Genomic DNA, 19,609 nt, shown 5'->3' with positions numbered 1-19,609 from the left:
TCCTCTCGAAATCGTGCGACCCGCATACTAGGCCGATTACCCGAGGCAAGAATACCTCGAATTCCGGAAATTCCAAGACGGAGCCGCTGCTTTGCAATCCAGTGGTCACCTGGTGACCGGACGCACAATTGGGAACAGTATCGTTTCTCGGATTCCCAAACCCGTGAGCGCCATCAACAACCGATCGATTCCCATACCGGTTCCGGTCGTCGGCGGCATGCCGTGCTCCATCGCGGCGAGGAAGTCCTCGTCCAGCACCATCGCCTCGTCGTCGCCCTGCGCGGCCAGCCGAGCCTGGTCGACGAACCGCTCGCGCTGGATCACCGGGTCGACCAACTCCGAATAGCCCGTGGCCAACTCGAAGCCGCGCACATAGAGGTCCCACTTCTCCGTGACGCCGGCGGTGCTGCGATGCTGCCTGGTCAACGGGGATGTCTCCACCGGGAAGTCGCGCACGAAAGTCGGTGCGTACAGCTTGTCGCCATACTGGTGTTCCCAGAGTTCCTCGACGAGTTTCCCGTGGCCGTAGCCCTTGCCCTCCGGAATTTCCAGACCGACCCGATCCGCGAGTGCGCGCAATTCGTCGACCGACGTTTCCGGGGTGACCTGCACACCCAGCGCGTCCGACAGCGAAGGATACATCTCGACGGTGGCCCACTCGCCGCGCAGATCGTATTCGGTGCCGTCGGCCAAGGTCACCACCTGCGTGCCGAACGCCTCCTGCGCCACTTCCTGCACCAATTCCCGGATCATCACCGCCGAGTCGTCATAGGTGCCGTAGGCCTGGTAGGTCTCCAGCATGGCGAACTCGGGGGAATGCGTGGAGTCCGCGCCCTCGTTCCGGAAGTTCCGGTTGATCTCGAACACCCGCTCCAGGCCGCCGACCACGCAGCGCTTGAGGAACAACTCGGGCGCGATGCGCAGGTAGAGGTCCATGTCCAGGGCGTTGGAATGGGTGACGAACGGCCGGGCCGCCGCGCCGCCGTGCAGCGTCTGCAGCATCGGCGTCTCCACCTCGAGGAAGCCCCTGCGCTCGAGCGCGTTGCGCAGCGCGCGCACCACGGCGATGCGGGTACGGGCCATCTCCCTGGCCTCAGGACGCACGATCAGGTCGACATAGCGCTGCCGGACCCGCGACTCCTCGTTCATCTCCTTGTGCGCCACCGGCAGCGGCCGCAGGGCCTTCGCCGCCATGAACCAGGAATCGGCCATGACGCTCAGTTCCCCGGTTCGCGAGGAGATGACCTCGCCGTGCACGAAAACGAAGTCACCGAGATCGACGTCCGCCTTCCAGGCGGCGAGAGCGTCCGCGCCGACCCCGTTCAGACTGATCATCGCCTGCAGCTTGGTGCCGTCGCCTTCCTGCAGTGTCGCGAAACACAACTTGCCGGTATTACGCAGGAATATGACGCGTCCGGCGACGCCGACCTCTTGCCCGGTGGCGGTGTCGGCTGCCAGGTCCGGATATGCGGCCCGAATTTCCGCCAGGGTATGCGTGCGCGGCACGACGACGGGATACGCCTCGCCACCGGCCGCGAGCAGCCGCTCCCGCTTCTCCCGGCGAATCCGTATCTGCTCCGGGGCATCGTCGGCGGCCTGCGCCACGGCGGGCCGCGAATCCGATGTCGACGCGCTGGAAGATGCAGAGTTCGGGGTGCTCACATCGAACAACCCTAGCGTGCACCGGAAATCGTTTTGCGCGCCGCCCGGACTCCGACCCGGAGTAACGAAACGGTATCGATGCGGGGCCCCGCCCGAGCGGTCGGAGCCGACGTCCCGGAGACGCGAAATAGCCGGTGCGCATCACCGTGTGTGCGAAAACAGCTGCGCGACCGGCTATTTCGAGATGGAAGTGTTGACGGGTAATTACAGCGAGGCGAGCGCTTCGGCCTCACGCACGAAGTGCGGCGCCCCGACGGCGACGTTCAACAGCCCGGCGGCCTTCAACGCCTGGTAACCGCCGACCAGATCGGTCGCCCGGTGCAGCCCGAGTTGTTGCAGCGCGGCGGCGGCCAAGCTGGAGGTATAGCCCTCGGAGCAGACGATGATCCATTCCACGTCGTGATCGGCGGCCAGCGCCAAGCGGGCCGAGCTGGTCGGGTCCAGCCGCCATTCCAGGACATTGCGTTCGATCACCAAGGCGCCGGGCAAGGTGCCCTCCCGGCCGCGTTGCGCCTGGGGGCGGATATCCACCAGAATGGCGCCGCGCTCGATGGCTTCCGGCAATTCGAAGGCGTAGATCCGGTCGAGTCGGGCCCGTGCGTTCTCGAGCATCTGATCGATGGTCAAACGGGTCATCACATGTCACCTTCGGGCTGGTCGGTGAGGACGGTTCGAGTGCGCCGCAGGGTGCCGTGGCCGGTCACCTCGTAATACGACATGGCGGTGAGCGGCGGGGAATAAGCGTGCACGCTGAGCGTCGGATCGGGCGGGCCCGCGGATTCGACGACGCCGGGTGCCCGCATCACGTCGTGCACCCAGCCGATCGGGAAGGACGCCTGATCACCCGCCGCGAGCGTACGGCAACGCAGTTCCGTTCCGTTCCAACGGTATTCGGACAGCGCGCCGCTGAGCACGGTGAGCGCGCCGAGCGACCCGGCATGGTCGTGCAGCTCGGTCGACTTGCCCGGCGTCCAGCTGATCAGCCAGACGTCGACCTCGTCGTCGGAGAGCAGTCTGGTCGCCCAGCGCTCGTCCTGCGGCCATATCCCACCAGCGGGAAGGAGATGGTCATAGCGTCCGGCCAGCACATCCTCGGCGCCTTCGTCGGTCAGCCGCAGCAGGTCGGCCGGGCGCAACCGGGTGGGCAGGGCGGGGGCCACCGAGCGTTCCACCGGCGGGGTAGCCGACAGCGCGGTACGCGCGGAAGAAAGGGAAAGGACAGAAGAACGCATGAGCGAATCTCCAGGAGGAAGGTAACGGTCGAGGGCGGGAAGTCAGCCTCGATCGGTCGAGGCGAGTCAGCCTCGACAACACTCCTGGGTGCTCACGTGGAAGGTCACGAGAAGGAGTTTAACAGCATGCGACGCGGTGCCGACAAGTACCTGGCCTGCGACAAATCCAACACCGCGCATATCAGACATTTCCCTTGCGCCGCTGGTTGCGTTCGTATACGAGCCGCAGGCCGGTCAACGTGAGATGCGGGTCGTGGTCGTCGATCGTTTCCGACTCGGGGACGATCAACGGCGCGGTCGCGCCGGTCGCCACCACCGCGACGTCGTCGCCTGCGAAGGCGTCGAACTCGTCGCGAATCCGATCGATCAGGCCGTCCACCAGTCCGGCGAAACCGAATACCGCGCCGGACTGCATGCATTCCATGCTGTTCTTCCCCAGCACCGACCGCGGCCTGGTCAACTCCGCCCGCCGCAGCGCACTGCGCTCTACCAGGGCTTCCGTGGAGATCTCCACGCCGGGGGCGATGATCCCGCCCAGGAACTCGCCCTTCTTCGACACCAGATCCACACAGATCGCCGTGCCGAAATCGACGACGATCGCAGGCCCGGAATACCGCTGGTAAGCGGCCAGGCAATTGACGATGCGGTCGGCGCCGACTTCTTTCGGATTGTCCACCAGCAGCGGAATGCCCGTGCGCACACCGGGTTCCACCAGCACGTGCGGAACATGCCCCCAGTATTGGCCGAGCATGCCGCGCAGTTCGCGCAGCACGGGCGGCACCGTGGAAAGCGCCGAGACGCCGATCACCTCGTCCAGTTGCGCGCCGACCAGCCCGCGCACCTGCATGGCGAATTCGTCGGAGGTCAGCAGCGGATTGGTGTGCATCCGCCAGTGGCGCACGAGTTTCGAATGGGCTCCGGAACCGGAGAACAAGCCGAGTTCGATACTCGTATTGCGGACATCGATGGTCAGCAACATGTCCGGCTCGCCGCTGCTCAGACGAACGACAGCGAGCGCGGCGAGGTCAGGCCGGAACCCTCCGGCGCGTGCGCCGGATCCGAACCGAGTTCGACCGGGCGGTTGCGCTCGTCGACGAACACGACCTTGGGGTCGTATTCCGCGATCTCCTGCTCGTTCATCTGGCCGTAGGCGATCAGGATGACGAGGTCGCCGGGGTGCACCAGGTGAGCCGCGGCGCCGTTGATCCCGATCACCCCCGAACCCCGCTCCCCGGCGATGACGTAGGTCTCCAGGCGGGCGCCGTTGTCGATGTCGACGATGCAGACCTGCTCGCCTTCCAGCAGATCGGCGGCGTCGAGCAGATCCTGGTCGACGGTGACCGAGCCGACGTAGTGCAAGTCGGCGTGCGTCACGGTGGCACGGTGGATCTTCGACTTCATCATGGTGCGCAGCATCGCGTCGGCCTTTCTAGTTCGCGGGAGGAATCGGGGCGGGATCGGACACCGCCGGTACGGGCTGGGAGTCCACGGCGGGCCGCGAACCGGAGACGTTGGGGTGGCCGTCGATCGGAGCGCCGAGCGTGACGGCGATGTTGTCGATCAACCGGGTCGCGCCGACCCTGGCCGCGATCAATAATCTGGCGTTGCCGGTGGCCGGGGCGGGGCCGAGGGTGGCCGAGCGCAGCTCCAAGTAGTCGACCTCCACACCGGTCGCGGCGTCGAGCACCTGGTTGGCGGCGGCGAGCACCGCATCGCCGCCGAGGCCGCCCGCGTGCTTGCCCGCCGACAGCGCGGCCGACAAAGCGAGCGCCGCTTCGCGCTGCGCCGGGTCGAGATAGCGGTTGCGTGAGGACATGGCCAGGCCGTCGGGCTCGCGGACGGTCACCACCGGGGTGATCTTCACGTCGAAATTCAGGTCGCGGACCATCTGCCGGATCAAGGTGAGCTGCTGGTAGTCCTTCTCGCCGAAGAACGCCTCGGTCGGCCGCGCGATCTGCAGCAGTTTGGCGACCACGGTCAGCATGCCCGCGAAGTGGGTCGGGCGGCTGGCCCCTTCCAGCTCCGCGCCGAGCGGGCCCGGATGCACCGTGGTGCGCGGGCCGTCCGGATACATGTCCGACACGCTGGGCGCGAACACCAGCTCGACACCCTCCGCGCGCAACAGCTCGACGTCGGCGTCCAGCGTGCGCGGGTACTTGTCCAGATCCTCGTTCGCCCCGAACTGCAGCGGGTTGACGAAGATCGACACGATGACCACCTGGTTGGTCCGCTTGGCCAGCCGCACGATCTCCAAGTGCCCCTCGTGCAGCGCGCCCATGGTCGGCACCAGCGCGACGGTGCGGCCGACGCCGCGCAGCGCGGCGGACACCGCGCCGAGCACGGCGGGATCGTGGTGCACGGTCAGCGCGCCGGGCCGGTACGCGCCGCGCAATTTCGGGTCGAACATCAGCGTCCTTCCAGCAGTTCGATGACGGCGGGTGCGGTGCCTGCGCGTTCCGCGGTGCGCAGCGACAGCGCGCGATACGCCTCGGCCAACCGGGCATCGACCGACGCCAGCGCGGTCAGATGCGCCGCCACCGCGTCCGCGTCGCCACGCGCGACCGGGCCGGTCAGCGCGGACTGGCCGCGGCGCAGCGCGTTGTCCAGCGCCGCCGACGCCAAGGGCGCGAGCAGACGCTCGGCCAGACCGTTCGGTTGCTCGTCGACCAGCTGCTGTCCCAGCAAGCCGGGGCCGGTCAGCGCGGCGCGCAACGCGGCCACCGCGTCGACGATCACCGTGACCAGGTGATTGCTGCCGTGCGCCAGCGCGGCGTGATACAGCGGCCGGTTCTCCTCCCTGACCCGGACCGGCTCGCCGCCCATCTCGATCACCAGCGATTGCGCGATGGCATAGCCGACCTCGTCGGCGGCGGTGATGCCGAAGCACGCGTTGCCGAGGCGGGCCACGTCCTCGTCGTGTCCGGTGAAGGTCATCGCCGGATGGATGGCGAGCGCGAGCGCACCGGCCTCGGCCAGCGGCGCGAGTACGCCGACGCCGTTCGCGCCGGACGTGTGGGCGACGATGGTGCCAGGCCGGACCACTCCGGCACCGGCCAGACCACGAACCAGGCCGGGAAGCTCGGTGTCGGGCACGGCCAGCAGCAGCAGCTCGCTGCGGGCGGCCACCTGCTCGATCGGCAGGATCTCCGAATCGGGCAGCCGGGTCCTGGCACGGCGCACCGACGCGTCGGAGATCGCGCAGACGCCGAACACGACGTGTCCGGCGCGCTCCAGCGCGACGCCCAATGCCGAGCCCACGCGTCCCGCCGAGACGATTCCCACCGTCAGGCGTGCGGGCGCGGGGTCGTAGCCCGAATCAGCGTTGTCGGAATTCACGCTTCTCGAGGTCAACGTTGTCCTCTCGATGTCGTTCCAGTCCCGCCATGCGGGTACCGGACGGTACGCCAAGAGGATATCCAGAGCCGCTTCGCCGCCGCCACGGGGTGCGCGCGTGATCTAGGCCGCAGTACCCGGGCCGGGCTCGGCCAGGATCACCGGCGCTCGCGCTCCTCGGATTGCAGGTTGGCCATGATCTCCGCGACCGAGAGACGGCGCGAGGACGTCTCGTCGTCGCTCTCGGCCCGCCTGCGCCTGCGCGCGCTCGGCGTGCCCATGGGCGTCGAAGCCGGCCGAGGGGCCGGTTCCGGCGTCGGCCGCGCGGCCGGCTGGGTCGCGGGCTCGTCCAGCGGCTCGTCCACGGTCTCGGTGAAGGCGTCGGCCCAGCCGCGCGGCTCGGCGTACCGTGCCTGCTGCGCATCGGGCTGCTCGGCGTCGTCGTCGATGGAGACGACCGCGGTCTCCGCGGTGACCGGATCGTCGAACGGACTGGCGAAGACCGGCGGCTGCGGATGATCGGGCTCGAAGATCGGCGTCATACTGCTGCGCGGTTGCTGGTCGGCGAACAGCGACCACATCCCGGCATTCGCGGAGCTATTGTTCCCCGATTCCCCGCCCGAGCTGGTCAGCTCCTGGATCCTGGTCGCGTCGGCGCGCAACGCGGGGCGATCCGTCGGCAGATCGCCGTCGAACAGCCGCTGCAGGCTCTGGCGCAGCACGGTCAGCTCCGCTCGCAAGGCCGCGAGTTCGGCCGCGTCGGCGCCCACTTCCTCGCGTACCCGCGCCTCCACGCCGAGTTCGTACTCGCGGCGCGCGGTGACCTCCCGCTCCAGCTGCAACTCGTAGACGGTCTGCAGATCGCGGACCTTCGCCTTATCGATCGTCGCCTCTTTGCGGTACTTCGTCGCAGCCAGAGCCCCGATCGCCGCGGCCCACAGGGCCGCGACCAGACCTACCCGTACGAACTCGACGCTATTGCTGAAGATCAGGAAAATACTGGCAACCAGACCGAGCACGATCAGGACGCCGACGAAGAATTTTCCCGCGTCGTCCCGCCGTCCACGGGAAGTGCTGCTACGGGAGGGTGAAACCATGCCAGCCAGGGTAGCCAATTGCTCGAGCCACGCCCAGATTCCGGTTTTGTGATTCCGTTCGCCAGGCTAGCTATGTAGTTGCCGCATCATCGGTAGGATCCTCCGGCGCCCGGCAGCAGTACTCCAGCCAGAGGGCCGCAGCAACCAAAGCGACACCCGCCAGCATCCCGACGATCGCACCGGGACTGTCGGCCGCGGCCGCGCGCAGCGTGCCGCGCTGCGGGAAGACCCAGCACAGGAAGCCGAGCCAGATACCAGCGGCGATCGAACCGACCTGCGCCGACGCCTTGGCCAGCGCGACGGCGCGGGCCGCGGTGATCGGATGCAGCTGGTGGCGTCCGTCGCCGATCTGATGATCGTTGACGCGCGCTCGGATGACGAAGGCGAGCACAGCCTCGATCGCGGCCACCGGATACAGCGAGGCGCCGGCGAAGACCGAGATCGGCGGAAAGTTGTCATAGGCCGCCCTGGTGGCGATCCACGCGACGATCGCGGCGATCAACACGTTCGCCACGAGGTCCAGGATGCGAGTCGGCTTCAGTTTCACGACGCCGCGCCCGTCAGCGAGAACTCGGTGCGCCGCACCCCGGCGCGCTCGGCCGGATCGAGCCGGGCCAGCAGATCCGCGACGGCGTGCGGTGTGCCGTCGACCTCCAGCACCGCGTCCGGCGCCACGTCCAGCCACGGCACCAGCACGAAGGCGCGCCGATGCGCCTGCGGGTGCGGGAGTATCAGATCCGGGTCGGAACTGCGGCACGCGACCGGCCGGCCGTCGCGCAGTTCGGCGCACCACACCACGTCCACGTCGAGAGTGCGTGCACCCCAGCGCACTTCGCGAACCCGCCCCGCGGCCTGTTCCAGCTCCTGGCCGCGACGCAGCCAGTCGGCGCAGCCGAAAGCCGGATCCTCGACCAGCACAGCGGCATTGAGATAGTCCCCTTGCGGTACGCCACCCCAGGGCGGGGTGGCGTACACGGCGGAGACCGCCAGCACGCGATGGCCGAACCCGTCCAGCACGCTGCGCAGGTGCGCGAGCCGGTCACCCAGATTCGAACCGATGGACAGCACGGCGCGGGTCATCGGCGCGCCTCCGCGACGCCCGGCACGGTGAAAAAAGCCGCGCCGCAGTTGCGCTCGCTCATTCGGCGGGCTCCCCCCGGTGGCGCGAGGTGATCACCCGCACATCGGCGAACGTGTGCGGGATCGGCGCGGACGGCTTGTGCAACACCACCTCGACCGACTTGATCCGCGGATCGGTCATCACGTCGTCGGCGATCTCCGACACCACCGTCTCGATGAGATCGCGCGGCGGCCCTTGGACGATGCGCACCGCCCGCTCGGCCAGCGCGCCGTAATCCACGGTGGCCGCCAGATCGTCGGATGCCGCGGCCGCGGCGAAGTCCAGCCAGACCGTCAGGTCGACCAGGAACTCCTGGCCGTCGCGGCGCTCGTGCTCGAACACGCCGTGGTGCCCATAGGCGCGCAGGCCGCGCAACTCGATGCGGTCGGCGCCGCGCCGCAGCGCCGGATCACGCGGCGGTGCATCGTCTTCGGCGTTGACCGGGGACCGGCTCATCGTTGAGCTCCTTGCGCACTGGATCGGGCGGTGTCGTGCTGTGCGGCGCGCTGCCGTGCGGCATTCTGCCACGCGTCGGTGACCGCGATGGCGTCCAGCGAGGCGCGCACGTCGTGCACCCGCACCCCCCACGCGCCGTGCAACGCGGCCAGCGCCGAGATGGTCGCTGTGGCCGTCTCCCGGCCGTCCGGTGGACGCAAACCCGCTTCGTCGGCCAGCAGCGCACCGAGAAACCGCTTGCGGGAGGCGCCGATCAGGACCGGAAGCCCGCGCGCGACCAATTCCGGCAGCGCTGCGAGCAGTGCCCAGTTGTGCTCGGCGTTCTTCGCGAAGCCCAGGCCGGGGTCGAGGAGCAGCCGCGACGGCTCGACGCCCGCGGCGACGGCCGAGTCCACCTGCGCGTCCAACTCGGCGACCACCTCCGCGACCACGTCGTCGTAGTGGTCGGCCGGTCCGGTGTGCCGGTAGTCGGCGCCCGCCCGCCAGTGCATGAGGATCCACGGAACGCCCGCGGCGGCCACCACGCGCACCATGTCGGCGTCGGCGCGGCCGCCGGAGACGTCGTTGACCACCGACACCCCGGCTTCGATCGCCGCTTCGGCGACGGCGGCGCGCATGGTGTCCACGCTGGTCGGCACGCCCGCTGCGACCAGTCCGCGGATGACCGGCGTCACCCGCGCGGTCTCGGTCGCCGCGTCGATGCGAACCGCGCCCGGCCTGGTCGACTCGCCGCCGACGTCGATGATGTCCGCGCCCGCGGCGTGCAGCCGAATGCCGTGCGCGACAGCCAGCTCGGGATCGAGGTATCGCCCGCCGTCGGAGAACGAATCGCTGGTGACGTTCACCACGCCCATCACCACACAGGAGCGCCCGTCGCGGGCGCCGAGGCTGTCGATGCGCCTCGGTGGGGACACCGGGGGCCCGCTCACTTCCGCAGGATCAGATCGAGCGCCTCGGCGCGCGAGGCGGCGTTGGACTGCAGCAGTCCGCGCACCGCGGAGGTGGTCGTGCTCGCGCCCGGCTTGCGGATGCCGCGCATCGCCATGCACAGATGCTCGGCCTCGACCACGACGATCGCGCCGCGCGGGTCCAGCTTGCGCATCACCGCGTCGGCGATCTGGCTGGTGAGCCGCTCCTGCACCTGCGGACGCTTGGCGTACAGGTCGACCAGACGGGCGAGTTTGGACAGGCCGGTGACCCGACCGTGCGGGCCGGGGATGTAACCCACATGGGCGACCCCGTGGAAGGACACCAGATGGTGTTCACAGGTGGAGTACATCGGAATGTCCCTGACCAGCACCAGTTCCTGATGCCCCTCGTCGAAGGTGGTGTTGAGCACCGAATCCGGTTCCACGTAGAGCCCGGCGAAGGTTTCTCGGTAGGCGCGCGCGACCCGGGCGGGCGTGTCGAGCAGTCCTGGCCGGTCCGGGTCCTCGCCGACGGCGATCAGCAACTCCCGTACCGCCGCTTCGGCCCGCGCCTGATCGAACGATCTGCCCGTTTCCAGTGCCACGAGGCCAGGCTCCGGCACGCCGATGTCGACACCGTCGTGTTCCGCTTCGGCGAGGGTGTGACCACCGCCATGCTCGTTGGCCGACAATCGAGGACACCTCCAAACTCCCCGGGCGCCGGCAATCTCTCGGCACCCCAGATGGTCGAGCCTAATCGTCACTGATCAGTGACGACCGTTCGGTCCATCCCAATCGCCGTCGCCCTCGCCGTTCGGATTCGCCCTGCGCGGCTCGTCATAGCCGCCGCGGTCGCCGTAGCCGTCCCGCTCGTAGCCGCCTTCGGGCGAACCCTGCGGACCCCACTGCTGGTAGCCGTGCCTGGGCTGCTGGTCGCCCCAGCCGGGCTGACCCTGCTGCGGCTCGTCGCGCGGCGGCCAGCCGGGAGCCGACCAACCCGCCGGAGCGCCGTAGTCCGGGCGCGACCCGTGCGTGCCCTGCCGCGGATAGGCCGGAGCCTCCGGCAGCGGGTAGCCGGGCGCGGACGGGCGGGGGTACTGCGGCGGAGCGCCGTAACCGCTGCCGTGCGGCGGGTACCCGTTGGCGGGCTGCGGCTCGCGCTGGGCGGAGGCGGCCACCGGCTTCACCACCGGCTCCGGCGGCCAGGATTCGCCGCGCTCGGCGGCCAGCTCGCCCGGCGTCTTCACCGGCGGCTTGTCCGAGGGGACGCGCTCGCCGAAATCGTTGAACGCGGTGATCCTGGGGCGCTTCTGCACCGAGGCGAGGATCTGCTCGAGATCCTTGCGGTGCAGCGTCTCGCGCTCCAGCAGCGCGGTGGCCAGGTCGTCGAGCACGTCGCGGTACTCGTTCAGGATGGCCCACGCCTCGGTGTGCGCGGCCTCGATCAGGTTGCGCACCTCCTCGTCGATCGCGCCCGCCACCTCGTGCGAATAGTCCGAACCCATGCCCATCGAGCGGCCGAGGAACGGGTCGCCCTGCTCCTGGCCGTAACGGACCGCGCCCAGCCGTGCGCTCATGCCGTACTCGGTGACCATCGCGCGCGCGATCTTGGTGGCCTGGTCGATATCGGAGGACGCACCGGTGGTCGGCTCGTGGAACACCAGTTCCTCGGCCGCGCGGCCACCCATCGCCATGACCAGGCGGGCGATCATCTCCGAGCGGGTCATCAGGCCCTTGTCGTCCTCGGGCACGGTCATCGCGTGGCCGCCGGTGCGGCCGCGCGCCAGGATGGTGACCTTGTAGACCGGCTCGATGTCCGGCATCGCCCAGGCGGCCAAGGTGTGCCCGCCCTCGTGATAGGCGGTGATCTTCTTCTCGTGCTCGCTGATGATCCGGCTCTTGCGGCGCGGGCCGCCGATCACGCGATCGACCGACTCCTCCAGTGATTCGCCGGTGATCACCGCGCCGTTCTCGCGGGCGGTGAGCAGCGCGGCCTCGTTGATCACGTTGGCCAGGTCGGCGCCGGACATGCCGACGGTGCGCTTGGCCAGGCCGTCCAGATCGGCGTCCGGCGAGATCGGCTTGCCCTGCGAATGCACGCGCAGGATGGCGCGGCGACCGGCGAGGTCGGGGTTGCCGACCGGGATCTGCCGGTCGAACCGGCCGGGACGCAGCAGCGCCGGGTCGAGGATGTCCGGGCGGTTGGTCGCGGCGATCAGGATGATGCCGGTGCGGTCGCCGAAGCCGTCCATCTCCACCAGCAGCTGGTTGAGGGTCTGCTCGCGCTCGTCGTGACCGCCGCCGAGGCCGGCGCCGCGCTGGCGGCCGACCGCGTCGATCTCGTCGACGAAGATGATGCACGGGCTGTTCTGCTTGGCCTGCTCGAACAGGTCGCGCACACGGGAGGCGCCGACGCCGACGAACATCTCCACGAAGTCCGAACCGGAGATGGTGAAGAACGGCACACCGGCCTCGCCCGCGACGGCGCGGGCCAGCAGGGTCTTACCGGTGCCCGGCGGGCCGTAGAGCAGGACGCCCTTGGGGATCTTGGCGCCGAGGGCCTGGTAGCGGACCGGGTTCTGCAGGAAGTCCTTGATCTCGTAGAGTTCCTCGACCGCCTCGTCGGCTCCGGCCACGTCGGCGAACGTGGTCTTGGGCATGTCCTTGGACAGCTGCTTGGCCTTCGACTTGCCGAAGCCCATCATGCCGCCGCGGCCGCCGCCCTGCATGCGGGCCATCACGAAGATGAACAGGCCGAGCAGGATCACCATCGGCAGCACGAACAGCAGGATCTGGGTGAACCAGCTCTCCTGCTTGACCACGGTGTTGTAGGGCGCGCCGGAGTTCTTCACGGCCGAGAAGATCTGCGCGGAGGTCTCGCTGCCGCCCGGATACTTCGCGATGATCCTGGTCTGTCCGCCGGTGGCGTCGTTGCCGTCCTTCAGCTCGATGCGCAGCTGCTGCTCGCGATCATCGATCTGGACGTTCTGGACGTTGCTCTTGTTCTCGAGCTGGCTGAGGGCAACCGATGTATCGACGCTCTTCCAGCCCCGCGTGTCGTTGCCGAAGTAGCTGAACGCATAGATCACGAGCAGAATGCCCGAGACTATGGCCAGGGTGCGAAACACAGTCTTGCGGTTCATAGAGCGTCGGCCGGGGCGGCCAGTCCTTTCCGGTGTCTCCGGTTCTTGCCTAGCGATGCGTCTGGCGCGTCCGGTTCCGCGGGGGTTCGGATGCGGACAAGCCACGTTACCGCGTACGGTCTACTCGATACATCGCGCAGTTCGGCTGCAGGTGCAGTTAAAGAGGTAAACGGCCGGAGACCGACGGTGGTTCCCGATGTCTCCGGTTCGGCTTCCTCCAAGTGGCAACAATCATGGCATGTTCGGCCTATCGTGAGCGACGACACAACATCGCGGCGCGAGCGACGGGCCACCCAGGCGGTAGCTCGCACACCACGAAGGGCCCCGGGAGCGCCGCAGACCAGACACGAGCGCAGGGGGTATGGACATAGTCGAGTTACGGACACCAACAGCGATACTGCGTCACGGCCGCGGCAGGTTGATCGTCTTGCGACCCGGATCCGACGGCGAGCGCGTGCTCGATGTCCCGGTTTCCGACCTGCTGAAAGTCCGGCTGAACCGGCGCGCGGACGACGCGGTCGTCATCGAGATCTATCTGCGCTACCCCACGCCCGTGCTCACCGGCGTCCCCGCGGACCGCACCCCCCTCCCGGTCATCATCGCCGAGCACGACGTGCCCGCGGCCACCGAGATCGTCGATCGCATCAACGCGCACATCCTGGCCACCCAGCGCATCGACGTGGCGGCGCCGGACCTGCGCCCGCCCGCCCCCGTCTGGGGCCGCGGCGGTCCCACCCGCGCGGACGTGGAACGGGCCACGCGCAGGATGTCACCGCGCCGCGAGGCGAAGCAGGCGATAGCGGCTCTGCATCGTTACGTGACGCCGGAGGAGTACGTCCTGGAGACCGCCGTCGCGGTCGCGCACCCGCCCGCGGGCAACGGCTCCGGCCTGCTCGCGGCGACCACCACCCGCCTGCTGTTCATCGCCATGGGCGAGGGCCGGTACGCGCACGAACTCCCGATTCCCGTGGTCTTATGGGCGCGCGTCACCGATACCCCCACCGCAGGGCGCGGTGAGATCGGTCCTGGGCGCGGCGCCGTCGGCATGGAGGTGCACGACGGGAGCCGGACGCTGCATTTCTCCGGCGCGGACCGCGCCGACACCGAACGGGTCAGCTGCGCGGTGAACTTCGCGGTGCGCCGGGAGTCCGCCGACGGCGCCGCCGGGTCGGCCGACCCCGGTGTGGCGCAGTTGTATTCGGAATGGGAGCTGCTGGTCGAGCGGCACTCCCTCGGCATGGTGGACGACGCGCAGTTCCAGCGCTACGGCCGCGGGATCCTGCGCTCACTCCCCGACGGGAGCTGAGTTCAGCGCGATCCGTCGCCACGGGCTGGTCGGACGCAGCCACAGCCGCAGCAACTCCTTGCGGCGGTCGACGCCGCCGTTCTTCAGCTCGGCCAGGTCCTCGCAGGCCTGCCAGTAGGTCCAGCCGGTGAGATAGGCGTCGCCGAACTGGCGCCAGTTGCGGTACTTGCTCTGCGCCAGCGGCAGGGCGCGCGCCAGATAGCTCCAGGCCACGTCGGCGTCGAGGTACCCGGCCGTGTAGGCCATCCTGGCCACCGCCACCACCCTGGCCAGATCCCAGGCGTGGATGTCGCTCGGCAGCGGCCGGGCCAGATGATCGGTGAATCCGATTTTGATCGCCTGCGACCAGATGTCGTAGTCGCGGACCAGCGCCTCCGGATTGTCCATCCCGCGGAACGCGCCGACCTGGCGCAGGAACGCCCGGTGCCGATCGGCGCGCTCACCGAAGCGATCGCGCTCGCTGGCGTTGATGGACGCCGTCACCAGCGGATGCACCAGCGCGTAGAGCGGGGCGTGCATGCCGTCCAGCAATTGCTCCATCGAGGCCTGCGCCTCGGTCCCGTCGGTGATGCCCCACGCGCCGGTGAGCGTGTCGATGGCCAGTTCACGCCGGTCACCGAGCGGATGCGCGCGTTCGGGGCCGAGCAGCAGCGCGTCGTGGAACGCGTCCCAGCGCGCCGAGTAGAACGCGCCGAGGGCCAGCGCACGCAATTCGTCGTCGGAAACCGCGGCGCCGGACCAATGGTCTTCCTCCCGCTCGTCCAGCTCCGCGTACGGAAAGGTCGTCAAGGTGGGTACACCGCGCGAAGACATGCCCCGATTGTTCCCCATGCCGCGCGCCGCACGCGTGGGATTCACGGATGGGCGCACATTCGTCCCCGCGGGCGCGTCCGCCGGGCGAATCGATTTCGGCCTCGGTTGCTTCTTGCCCTGACGCATGTCGTGATGTGGGGCTAGTGTGCTCGCATGTGTAGAAACATCACCGTCCTGCGTGGTCTGGAACCTGCCGCAACCGAGCAGGAAATCTATGCCGCCGCACTGCAGTACGTGCGCAAGGTCGGTGGCGTGTCCGGCCTGAGCTCGACCACCAAACCGGCCGTCGACAAGGCCGTCGCGGCCATCGCGAAGGCGACCACCACCTTGCTCGCCGAGTTACCCGACCGCAGGGTGGCGCCGACCACCGAACCGCCGCTGCGCCGCATCGCCGCGCGGGAGGCCGCGGCAGGAGAGTAGGCGCCGAGCGGTTCAAGGCAGGGCGTCGGCGCCGTAGACGGCGACGCACACCAGCGCGATCTCCAGCGGGAGCCCGCGCTCTTCGATCGGATATCCCAGTAGCTGTTCGATCCGCTGCACGCGGTAGCGGACCGTGTTCTTGTGTACCCCGAGCACCTTCGCCGTGGCCTCCGGGCTGCGCTGGCTGCGCAGATAGGCGTGCAGCGTCTCGCGCAACCGTGCGGCGTTCGCGTCCCGGCCCGCCAGCGCGCCCAGCTCCCGCTCGACCAGTCCCCGCATGGCCGCTTCGTCCGCCCCGGCCAGATAGGCGATCTCCACCGTTCGATACCCGGTGACCCGCCGCCCGCCCGCGGGCGCGCGCTCGGCGACCTGCCGCGCGGCGACCGCCTCGCGATGACTGCGGCGAAAACCGGCGATCCCCCCGGCCGGCACACCGAACGCCACCCGCACCGGCGCCTCGACCTGCGCGGCGGCCAGCCGTTCCACTTCGCCGGGCGCCGCGAGTCCCGCGCCGTGTTCCCCGTCGTCCGATCCGGCCCACGCCCACATCGCGCTGGCGCCGGAGGGGACGGTGAGCACCCTGGCGCTGCCCAGCGCCGCGGCCAGTCGCGCCGCGACCCGATCCAGCAGTCCGGTCGCCTCCGCCTCCGCGCCTGCGGGCTCTCCGGTCGGCTCGTCGGTCCACAACACGAAGGCCAGGTGTTGCTGGGAAAGTCGATAGCCGAGCCGCACCGAGGCCTGATCGACGTCCACGTCGTCGCCGTCGAGCAGGGCGCGGACGGTCTCGGCGCGCCGGTTGAGCGCGGCGCGCAGCACCTGCTCGCGCTCCTCCATATAGGTGTCGGTGAGCAGTTCGACCGAGGTGCTGATCCACTTGGTGGCCCGCTCGAACAACCGCAGCAGCAGCACGCGCTCGAGTTCGGGCGTGGTCCGCCGCTGCTCGACCACCTCGGTCATGTAGTCCAGTACCGCTTCCATGCCCACGTGATAGACCCGCAGCAGCAACCGCAGCTCGAACCCGCGCCGCGCCACGCTGCGCGCGAACGCGTGCGCTTCCTCCGGCAGCGAGTACTCGAAGGTGTCGGTGGCCAGTCGGCTGAGCACGATCCTGGCGTGCGCCCTGGTACTGGCCGCGAGGTCGCGCCGCATATCGCGATCGGCGAGTTCGGGGATGCGCGCGATGATCACGTCGTCCAGCCGGGTGACGATGCGCTCCAGTACCTCCGCGCGCGTCGTCTCGTAGACGTACTCGGCGAGCCAGTCGCGCACTTCGTCGGGACCGGGGTTCGGACGGACCGAAACGCCCGGCGAAGGCCCCATCGTCATCGCCCTCTCCTTCGGCTCGGCGATTTTGTCTCGAAGAAACAAAATCGCACGTTTTCCTTGACAATTCGGGCCAAGAAACTCTGTTCGGATTGTGTCACGATCATAGTTCAGTGGCCTGCCTCACAGCAGTCGCAGACCGCGGTTCAACACAACGTCAGTGGGAGAACAGCAGTGACCAACACCGAACCAGCGCCAGCGGCCGAGCAGGCGCAGGCACGCGAAACGACCGCGAAGAGCGACGGCCCCGCCGTCATCGAGGTGCGCAATCCCGGCACGGGCGAGGTCGTCGGCACGGTGCCGGACGAGACCGCGGACGCGGTCGCGGCCAAGGTCCGCGAACTGCGGCTGTACCAGCCGGAGTGGGAGGCGATCGGCCCCGAAGGACGCAAGGTCTGGCTGCTGAAATTCCAGGACTGGCTGATCGACAACACCGATCGCCTGGCCACCGTGCTGCAGTCGGAGACCGCGAAGCCAAGGGTCGACGCCCTGATCGATCCGGGTTTCGCGACCGATCTGATCGGCTACTACGCCCGCCGCGCGGCCAAGTTCCTCGCCGACGACCACCCGTCGCCGCACAGCCCGCTGGCCAGGGTCAAGCGACTGACCACGGTCTATCGGCCCTATCCGGTGGTCGGCGTCATCACGCCGTGGAATTTCCCGCTGGCCATGCCGGTGATGGACGTGTTCCCCGCGCTCGCCGCGGGCGCCGCCGTGATTCTCAAGCCGTCCGAGGTCACCCCGCTCTCGGCGATCGAACTGGCCAAGGGCTGGGCCGAGATCGGCGCGCCGCCGGTCTTCGCGGTGGTCACCGGCGCGGGCGCGACCGGAGCGGCCGTGGTGGGCAACGCCGACTACATCCAGTTCACCGGCTCCACCGCGACCGGCCGAAAGATCGCCGCCGCCTGCGTGGAGCGGATGGTGCCCTACAGCCTGGAACTCGGCGGCAAGGACCCGGCCATCGTCCTGGCCGACGCCGACCTCGATCGCGCCGCGCACGGCATCGCCTTCGGCGGCATGTTCAACTCCGGCCAGGTCTGCATCTCGGTGGAGCGGGTGTACGTCGAAGCGCCGGTCTACGACGAGTTCGTCGCCAAGCTCACGGCCAACGTCAAGGCGCTGCGCCAGGGTCTCGACGGGCGCGAGTCGAAGCACGACGTCGGCGCGCTGGCCAACGAGAACCAGGCGGCCATCGTGCAGCGCCATGTCGACGAGGCCGTCGCGGCGGGCGCGAAGGTGCTCACCGGCGGCAAGCGGGCCGGTTTCGGCACCGCCTTCGAGCCGACCGTTCTGGTGGACGTCGACCACACCATGTCCTGCATCACCGAGGAGACCTTCGGTCCCACGCTGCCGGTGATGAAAGTGGCCGACGAGTCGGAGGCGATCCGGCTGGCCAACGACTCGGTGTACGGCCTCTCGGCCTCGGTATGGACCGGCGACAAGGAGCGGGGCGAGCGGATCGCCCGGCAGCTGAACGCGGGCGCGGTCAATATCAACGACGTCTTCGCCAACCTGTTCAGCTACGCGCTGCCCATGGGCGGCTGGGGCCTGTCCGGCGTCGGCGCGCGCTGGGGCGGCGCGAACGGCGTGCGCAAGTACTGCCGTCAGCAGGCGATCACCACACCGATCCTGCCGACGCAGCAGAAGGAACTGTTCTGGTACCCGTACTCGATGCCGAAGCTGCTGTTCGCGCTCGGCGCCATGCGCGCCGCGGGCGCTCGCGGTCTGCGCCGGCTCGACCTGCCCGCCCTGCTGAAGCTGAAGGGGGACGACAAGTGACCGATGCGAAGCAGATCCGCGGCAAGGTCGTGGTGATCACCGGCGGCGCCCGCGGCATCGGACTCGCCACCGCGACCACGCTGCAGGCCCTCGGCGCGCAGATCGCGATCGGCGACATCGACGAGACCACGGTCAAGGAGTCGGGCACGGCGCGCGGTTTCGAGTTCTACGGCAAGCTCGACGTGACCGATCACGATTCCTTCGACAGCTTCCTCGACGAGGTGGAGCGCACCCTCGGCCCGATCGACGTGCTGATCAACAACGCGGGCATCATGCCGACCGGCAAACTGGTGGACGAGCCGGACCCGCTGACCCGCCGGATTTTGGACATCAACGTCTACGGCGTGATCCTGGGATCCAAGCTGGCGCTGCGCCGGATGCTGCCGCGCGGCGGCGGGCACATCATCAACATCGCCTCGCTGGCGGGCGAGGCGCACATCCCCGGCCTGGCCACCTACAACGCCAGCAAGCACGCGGTGCTGGGATTCACCGACACGCTGCGCGAGGAGTACCGCGGCACCGGCGTGCGCTTCTCCTCGGTGCTGCCGACGCTGACCAACACCGAGCTCGGATCGGGCGTCACCGCGCCCAAGCTGATGCGCGCCGCCGAGCCGGAGGAGATCGCCGACGCGGTCGCGAAGCTGATCGTCACGCCGAAGTCGAAGGTCAGGGTGACCGCGGTGGCCGGGTTCATCTCCCAGTTCGTCGGCCTGCTGCCGGAAGCGCTCGGGGACGGCATCGGCCGCGCGCTCGGGTCCGGCCGCGCCTTTCTCGACGACGTCGACGCCGAGAAGCGCAAGGCCTACGAGGAGCGCGCTCGCGGCGTGTGAGCGCGACGCGGAGCCGGGGCGCCGCGGCCGGGATTCGTCTCGGCCACGGCGCCTCGCCGCGTTCGGGCCACATGGGGCCCGACACACGCGAAGTTCCTTGTGAGCAAAATCACGCGACCTGCCGCTTACTTCGCATAGCCGGTCAGCGGCAAATTCTCAGCCCGCACTCGATGCCCACGAAGGCGTC

20 protein-coding genes are annotated in these 19,609 nt (G+C 69.1%); 4 read left to right on the top strand and 16 right to left on the bottom strand.

The features are described from left to right. Positions 1-105: 105 nt before the first annotated feature. The 14 genes from lysS to ftsH all read right to left on the bottom strand — a co-directional run bounded on the left by lysS (position 106) and on the right by ftsH (position 12,951). Complete coding sequence (lysS, locus tag U3653_RS28760) at positions 106-1,662, bottom strand: lysine--tRNA ligase (RefSeq protein ID WP_397071604.1); 1,557 nt, start codon at positions 1,660-1,662, stop codon at positions 106-108. A 204-nt stretch (positions 1,663-1,866) separates the two neighbouring features. Next, the gene (locus U3653_RS28755) at positions 1,867-2,289 is read right to left on the bottom strand and encodes a rhodanese-like domain-containing protein (protein WP_195078395.1); all 423 of its coding nucleotides are present in this window, start codon (positions 2,287-2,289) and stop codon (positions 1,867-1,869) included. Positions 2,290-2,297: 8 nt separating this feature from the next. Beyond that, positions 2,298-2,894 carry a cysteine dioxygenase gene (locus U3653_RS28750; protein WP_195078021.1) on the bottom strand — a complete coding sequence of 199 codons (597 nt, stop codon included), beginning with the start codon at positions 2,892-2,894 and terminating at the stop codon, positions 2,298-2,300. Positions 2,895-3,075: 181 nt separating this feature from the next. Beyond that, positions 3,076-3,873, bottom strand: a complete 798-nt coding sequence (locus U3653_RS28745) for a type III pantothenate kinase (RefSeq protein WP_195078020.1) — start codon at positions 3,871-3,873, stop codon at positions 3,076-3,078. 17 nt (positions 3,874-3,890) lie between these two features. Continuing rightward, complete coding sequence (gene panD / locus U3653_RS28740) at positions 3,891-4,310, bottom strand: aspartate 1-decarboxylase (protein WP_067794633.1); 420 nt, start codon at positions 4,308-4,310, stop codon at positions 3,891-3,893. A 13-nt stretch (positions 4,311-4,323) separates the two neighbouring features. Continuing rightward, complete coding sequence (gene panC / locus U3653_RS28735) at positions 4,324-5,301, bottom strand: pantoate--beta-alanine ligase (protein ID WP_195078019.1); 978 nt, start codon at positions 5,299-5,301, stop codon at positions 4,324-4,326. Beyond that, complete coding sequence (locus U3653_RS28730; protein WP_323124577.1) at positions 5,301-6,245, bottom strand: Rossmann-like and DUF2520 domain-containing protein; 945 nt, start codon at positions 6,243-6,245, stop codon at positions 5,301-5,303. The genes panC and U3653_RS28730 overlap by 1 nt, the downstream gene beginning before the upstream one ends. A gap of 140 nt (positions 6,246-6,385) precedes the next feature. Continuing rightward, positions 6,386-7,324, bottom strand: coding sequence for a DUF6779 domain-containing protein (locus U3653_RS28725; protein ID WP_195078018.1), 939 nt, complete (start codon positions 7,322-7,324; stop codon positions 6,386-6,388). Positions 7,325-7,394: 70 nt separating this feature from the next. Further along, entirely contained in the window at positions 7,395-7,865 is a 471-nt protein-coding gene (locus tag U3653_RS28720) for a DUF3180 domain-containing protein (protein ID WP_195078393.1), read from the bottom strand. Between the two features lie 2 nt (positions 7,866-7,867). Then, positions 7,868-8,404, bottom strand: coding sequence for a 2-amino-4-hydroxy-6-hydroxymethyldihydropteridine diphosphokinase (folK, locus tag U3653_RS28715; protein WP_195078017.1), 537 nt, complete (start codon positions 8,402-8,404; stop codon positions 7,868-7,870). Positions 8,405-8,462: 58 nt separating this feature from the next. Further along, positions 8,463-8,900 (bottom strand): dihydroneopterin aldolase, encoded by a 438-nt coding sequence (gene folB, locus U3653_RS28710; protein WP_195078016.1) that lies wholly within the window; start codon positions 8,898-8,900, stop codon positions 8,463-8,465. After that, positions 8,897-9,754: a dihydropteroate synthase gene (gene folP, locus U3653_RS28705; protein ID WP_195078392.1), complete on the bottom strand. Its 858-nt coding sequence runs from the start codon at positions 9,752-9,754 to the stop codon at positions 8,897-8,899. The genes folB and folP overlap by 4 nt, the downstream gene beginning before the upstream one ends. A gap of 71 nt (positions 9,755-9,825) precedes the next feature. Further along, positions 9,826-10,437, bottom strand: coding sequence for a GTP cyclohydrolase I FolE (gene folE, locus U3653_RS28700; RefSeq protein ID WP_323124589.1), 612 nt, complete (start codon positions 10,435-10,437; stop codon positions 9,826-9,828). Positions 10,438-10,575: 138 nt separating this feature from the next. After that, a complete protein-coding gene (gene ftsH / locus U3653_RS28695; protein WP_195078014.1) occupies positions 10,576-12,951 on the bottom strand; it encodes an ATP-dependent zinc metalloprotease FtsH in 2,376 nt (791 codons plus the stop codon). A gap of 427 nt (positions 12,952-13,378) precedes the next feature. On the opposite strand from ftsH, the gene U3653_RS28690 reads away from it, so the two are divergent. Further along, positions 13,379-14,257 (top strand): hypothetical protein, encoded by an 879-nt coding sequence (locus U3653_RS28690; protein WP_323124576.1) that lies wholly within the window; start codon positions 13,379-13,381, stop codon positions 14,255-14,257. Here U3653_RS28690 and U3653_RS28685 read toward each other — a convergent pair. After that, a complete protein-coding gene (locus tag U3653_RS28685) occupies positions 14,237-15,070 on the bottom strand; it encodes a DUF1266 domain-containing protein (RefSeq protein ID WP_195078012.1) in 834 nt (277 codons plus the stop codon). The two genes, U3653_RS28690 and U3653_RS28685, sit on opposite strands and share 21 nt — an antisense overlap. A gap of 153 nt (positions 15,071-15,223) precedes the next feature. Between U3653_RS28685 and U3653_RS28680 the strand changes: the two genes are divergently transcribed. Then, positions 15,224-15,490: a DUF2277 domain-containing protein gene (locus tag U3653_RS28680; RefSeq protein ID WP_195078011.1), complete on the top strand. Its 267-nt coding sequence runs from the start codon at positions 15,224-15,226 to the stop codon at positions 15,488-15,490. A 12-nt stretch (positions 15,491-15,502) separates the two neighbouring features. Here U3653_RS28680 and U3653_RS28675 read toward each other — a convergent pair whose 3' ends face one another. Next, positions 15,503-16,816: a PucR family transcriptional regulator gene (locus tag U3653_RS28675; RefSeq protein WP_323124575.1), complete on the bottom strand. Its 1,314-nt coding sequence runs from the start codon at positions 16,814-16,816 to the stop codon at positions 15,503-15,505. Between the two features lie 171 nt (positions 16,817-16,987). Between U3653_RS28675 and U3653_RS28670 the strand changes: the two genes are divergently transcribed. Then, positions 16,988-18,592, top strand: a complete 1,605-nt coding sequence (locus U3653_RS28670; RefSeq protein ID WP_195078010.1) for an aldehyde dehydrogenase family protein — start codon at positions 16,988-16,990, stop codon at positions 18,590-18,592. Beyond that, positions 18,589-19,422, top strand: coding sequence for an SDR family oxidoreductase (locus U3653_RS28665; protein ID WP_195078009.1), 834 nt, complete (start codon positions 18,589-18,591; stop codon positions 19,420-19,422). The genes U3653_RS28670 and U3653_RS28665 overlap by 4 nt, the downstream gene beginning before the upstream one ends. Positions 19,423-19,609: the final 187 nt, after the last annotated feature.

This window comes from Nocardia implantans (genome assembly GCF_035544775.1).
Classification (GTDB): Bacteria; Actinomycetota; Actinomycetes; order Mycobacteriales; family Mycobacteriaceae; genus Nocardia; species Nocardia implantans.
Note: the sequence above shows the minus strand (reverse complement) of the source record. Positions and strands in the feature narration are given on the sequence as shown.

What these genes read in the sequence shown, in the direction of transcription:
- U3653_RS28680 (WP_195078011.1), top strand. Translation starts at nt 15,224, where the DNA reads ATGTGTAGAAACATCACCGTCCTGCGTGGTCTGGAACCTGCCGCAACC.
- U3653_RS28675 (WP_323124575.1), bottom strand. Translation starts at nt 16,816, where the DNA reads ATGACGATGGGGCCTTCGCCGGGCGTTTCGGTCCGTCCGAACCCCGGT.
- folP (WP_195078392.1), bottom strand. Translation starts at nt 9,754, where the DNA reads ATGGGCGTGGTGAACGTCACCAGCGATTCGTTCTCCGACGGCGGGCGA.
- U3653_RS28745 (WP_195078020.1), bottom strand. Translation starts at nt 3,873, where the DNA reads ATGTTGCTGACCATCGATGTCCGCAATACGAGTATCGAACTCGGCTTG.
- folB (WP_195078016.1), bottom strand. Translation starts at nt 8,900, where the DNA reads ATGAGCCGGTCCCCGGTCAACGCCGAAGACGATGCACCGCCGCGTGAT.
- U3653_RS28725 (WP_195078018.1), bottom strand. Translation starts at nt 7,324, where the DNA reads ATGGTTTCACCCTCCCGTAGCAGCACTTCCCGTGGACGGCGGGACGAC.
- U3653_RS28685 (WP_195078012.1), bottom strand. Translation starts at nt 15,070, where the DNA reads ATGTCTTCGCGCGGTGTACCCACCTTGACGACCTTTCCGTACGCGGAG.
- folK (WP_195078017.1), bottom strand. Translation starts at nt 8,404, where the DNA reads ATGACCCGCGCCGTGCTGTCCATCGGTTCGAATCTGGGTGACCGGCTC.
- U3653_RS28750 (WP_195078021.1), bottom strand. Translation starts at nt 2,894, where the DNA reads ATGCGTTCTTCTGTCCTTTCCCTTTCTTCCGCGCGTACCGCGCTGTCG.
- ftsH (WP_195078014.1), bottom strand. Translation starts at nt 12,951, where the DNA reads ATGAACCGCAAGACTGTGTTTCGCACCCTGGCCATAGTCTCGGGCATT.
- panD (WP_067794633.1), bottom strand. Translation starts at nt 4,310, where the DNA reads ATGCTGCGCACCATGATGAAGTCGAAGATCCACCGTGCCACCGTGACG.
- panC (WP_195078019.1), bottom strand. Translation starts at nt 5,301, where the DNA reads ATGTTCGACCCGAAATTGCGCGGCGCGTACCGGCCCGGCGCGCTGACC.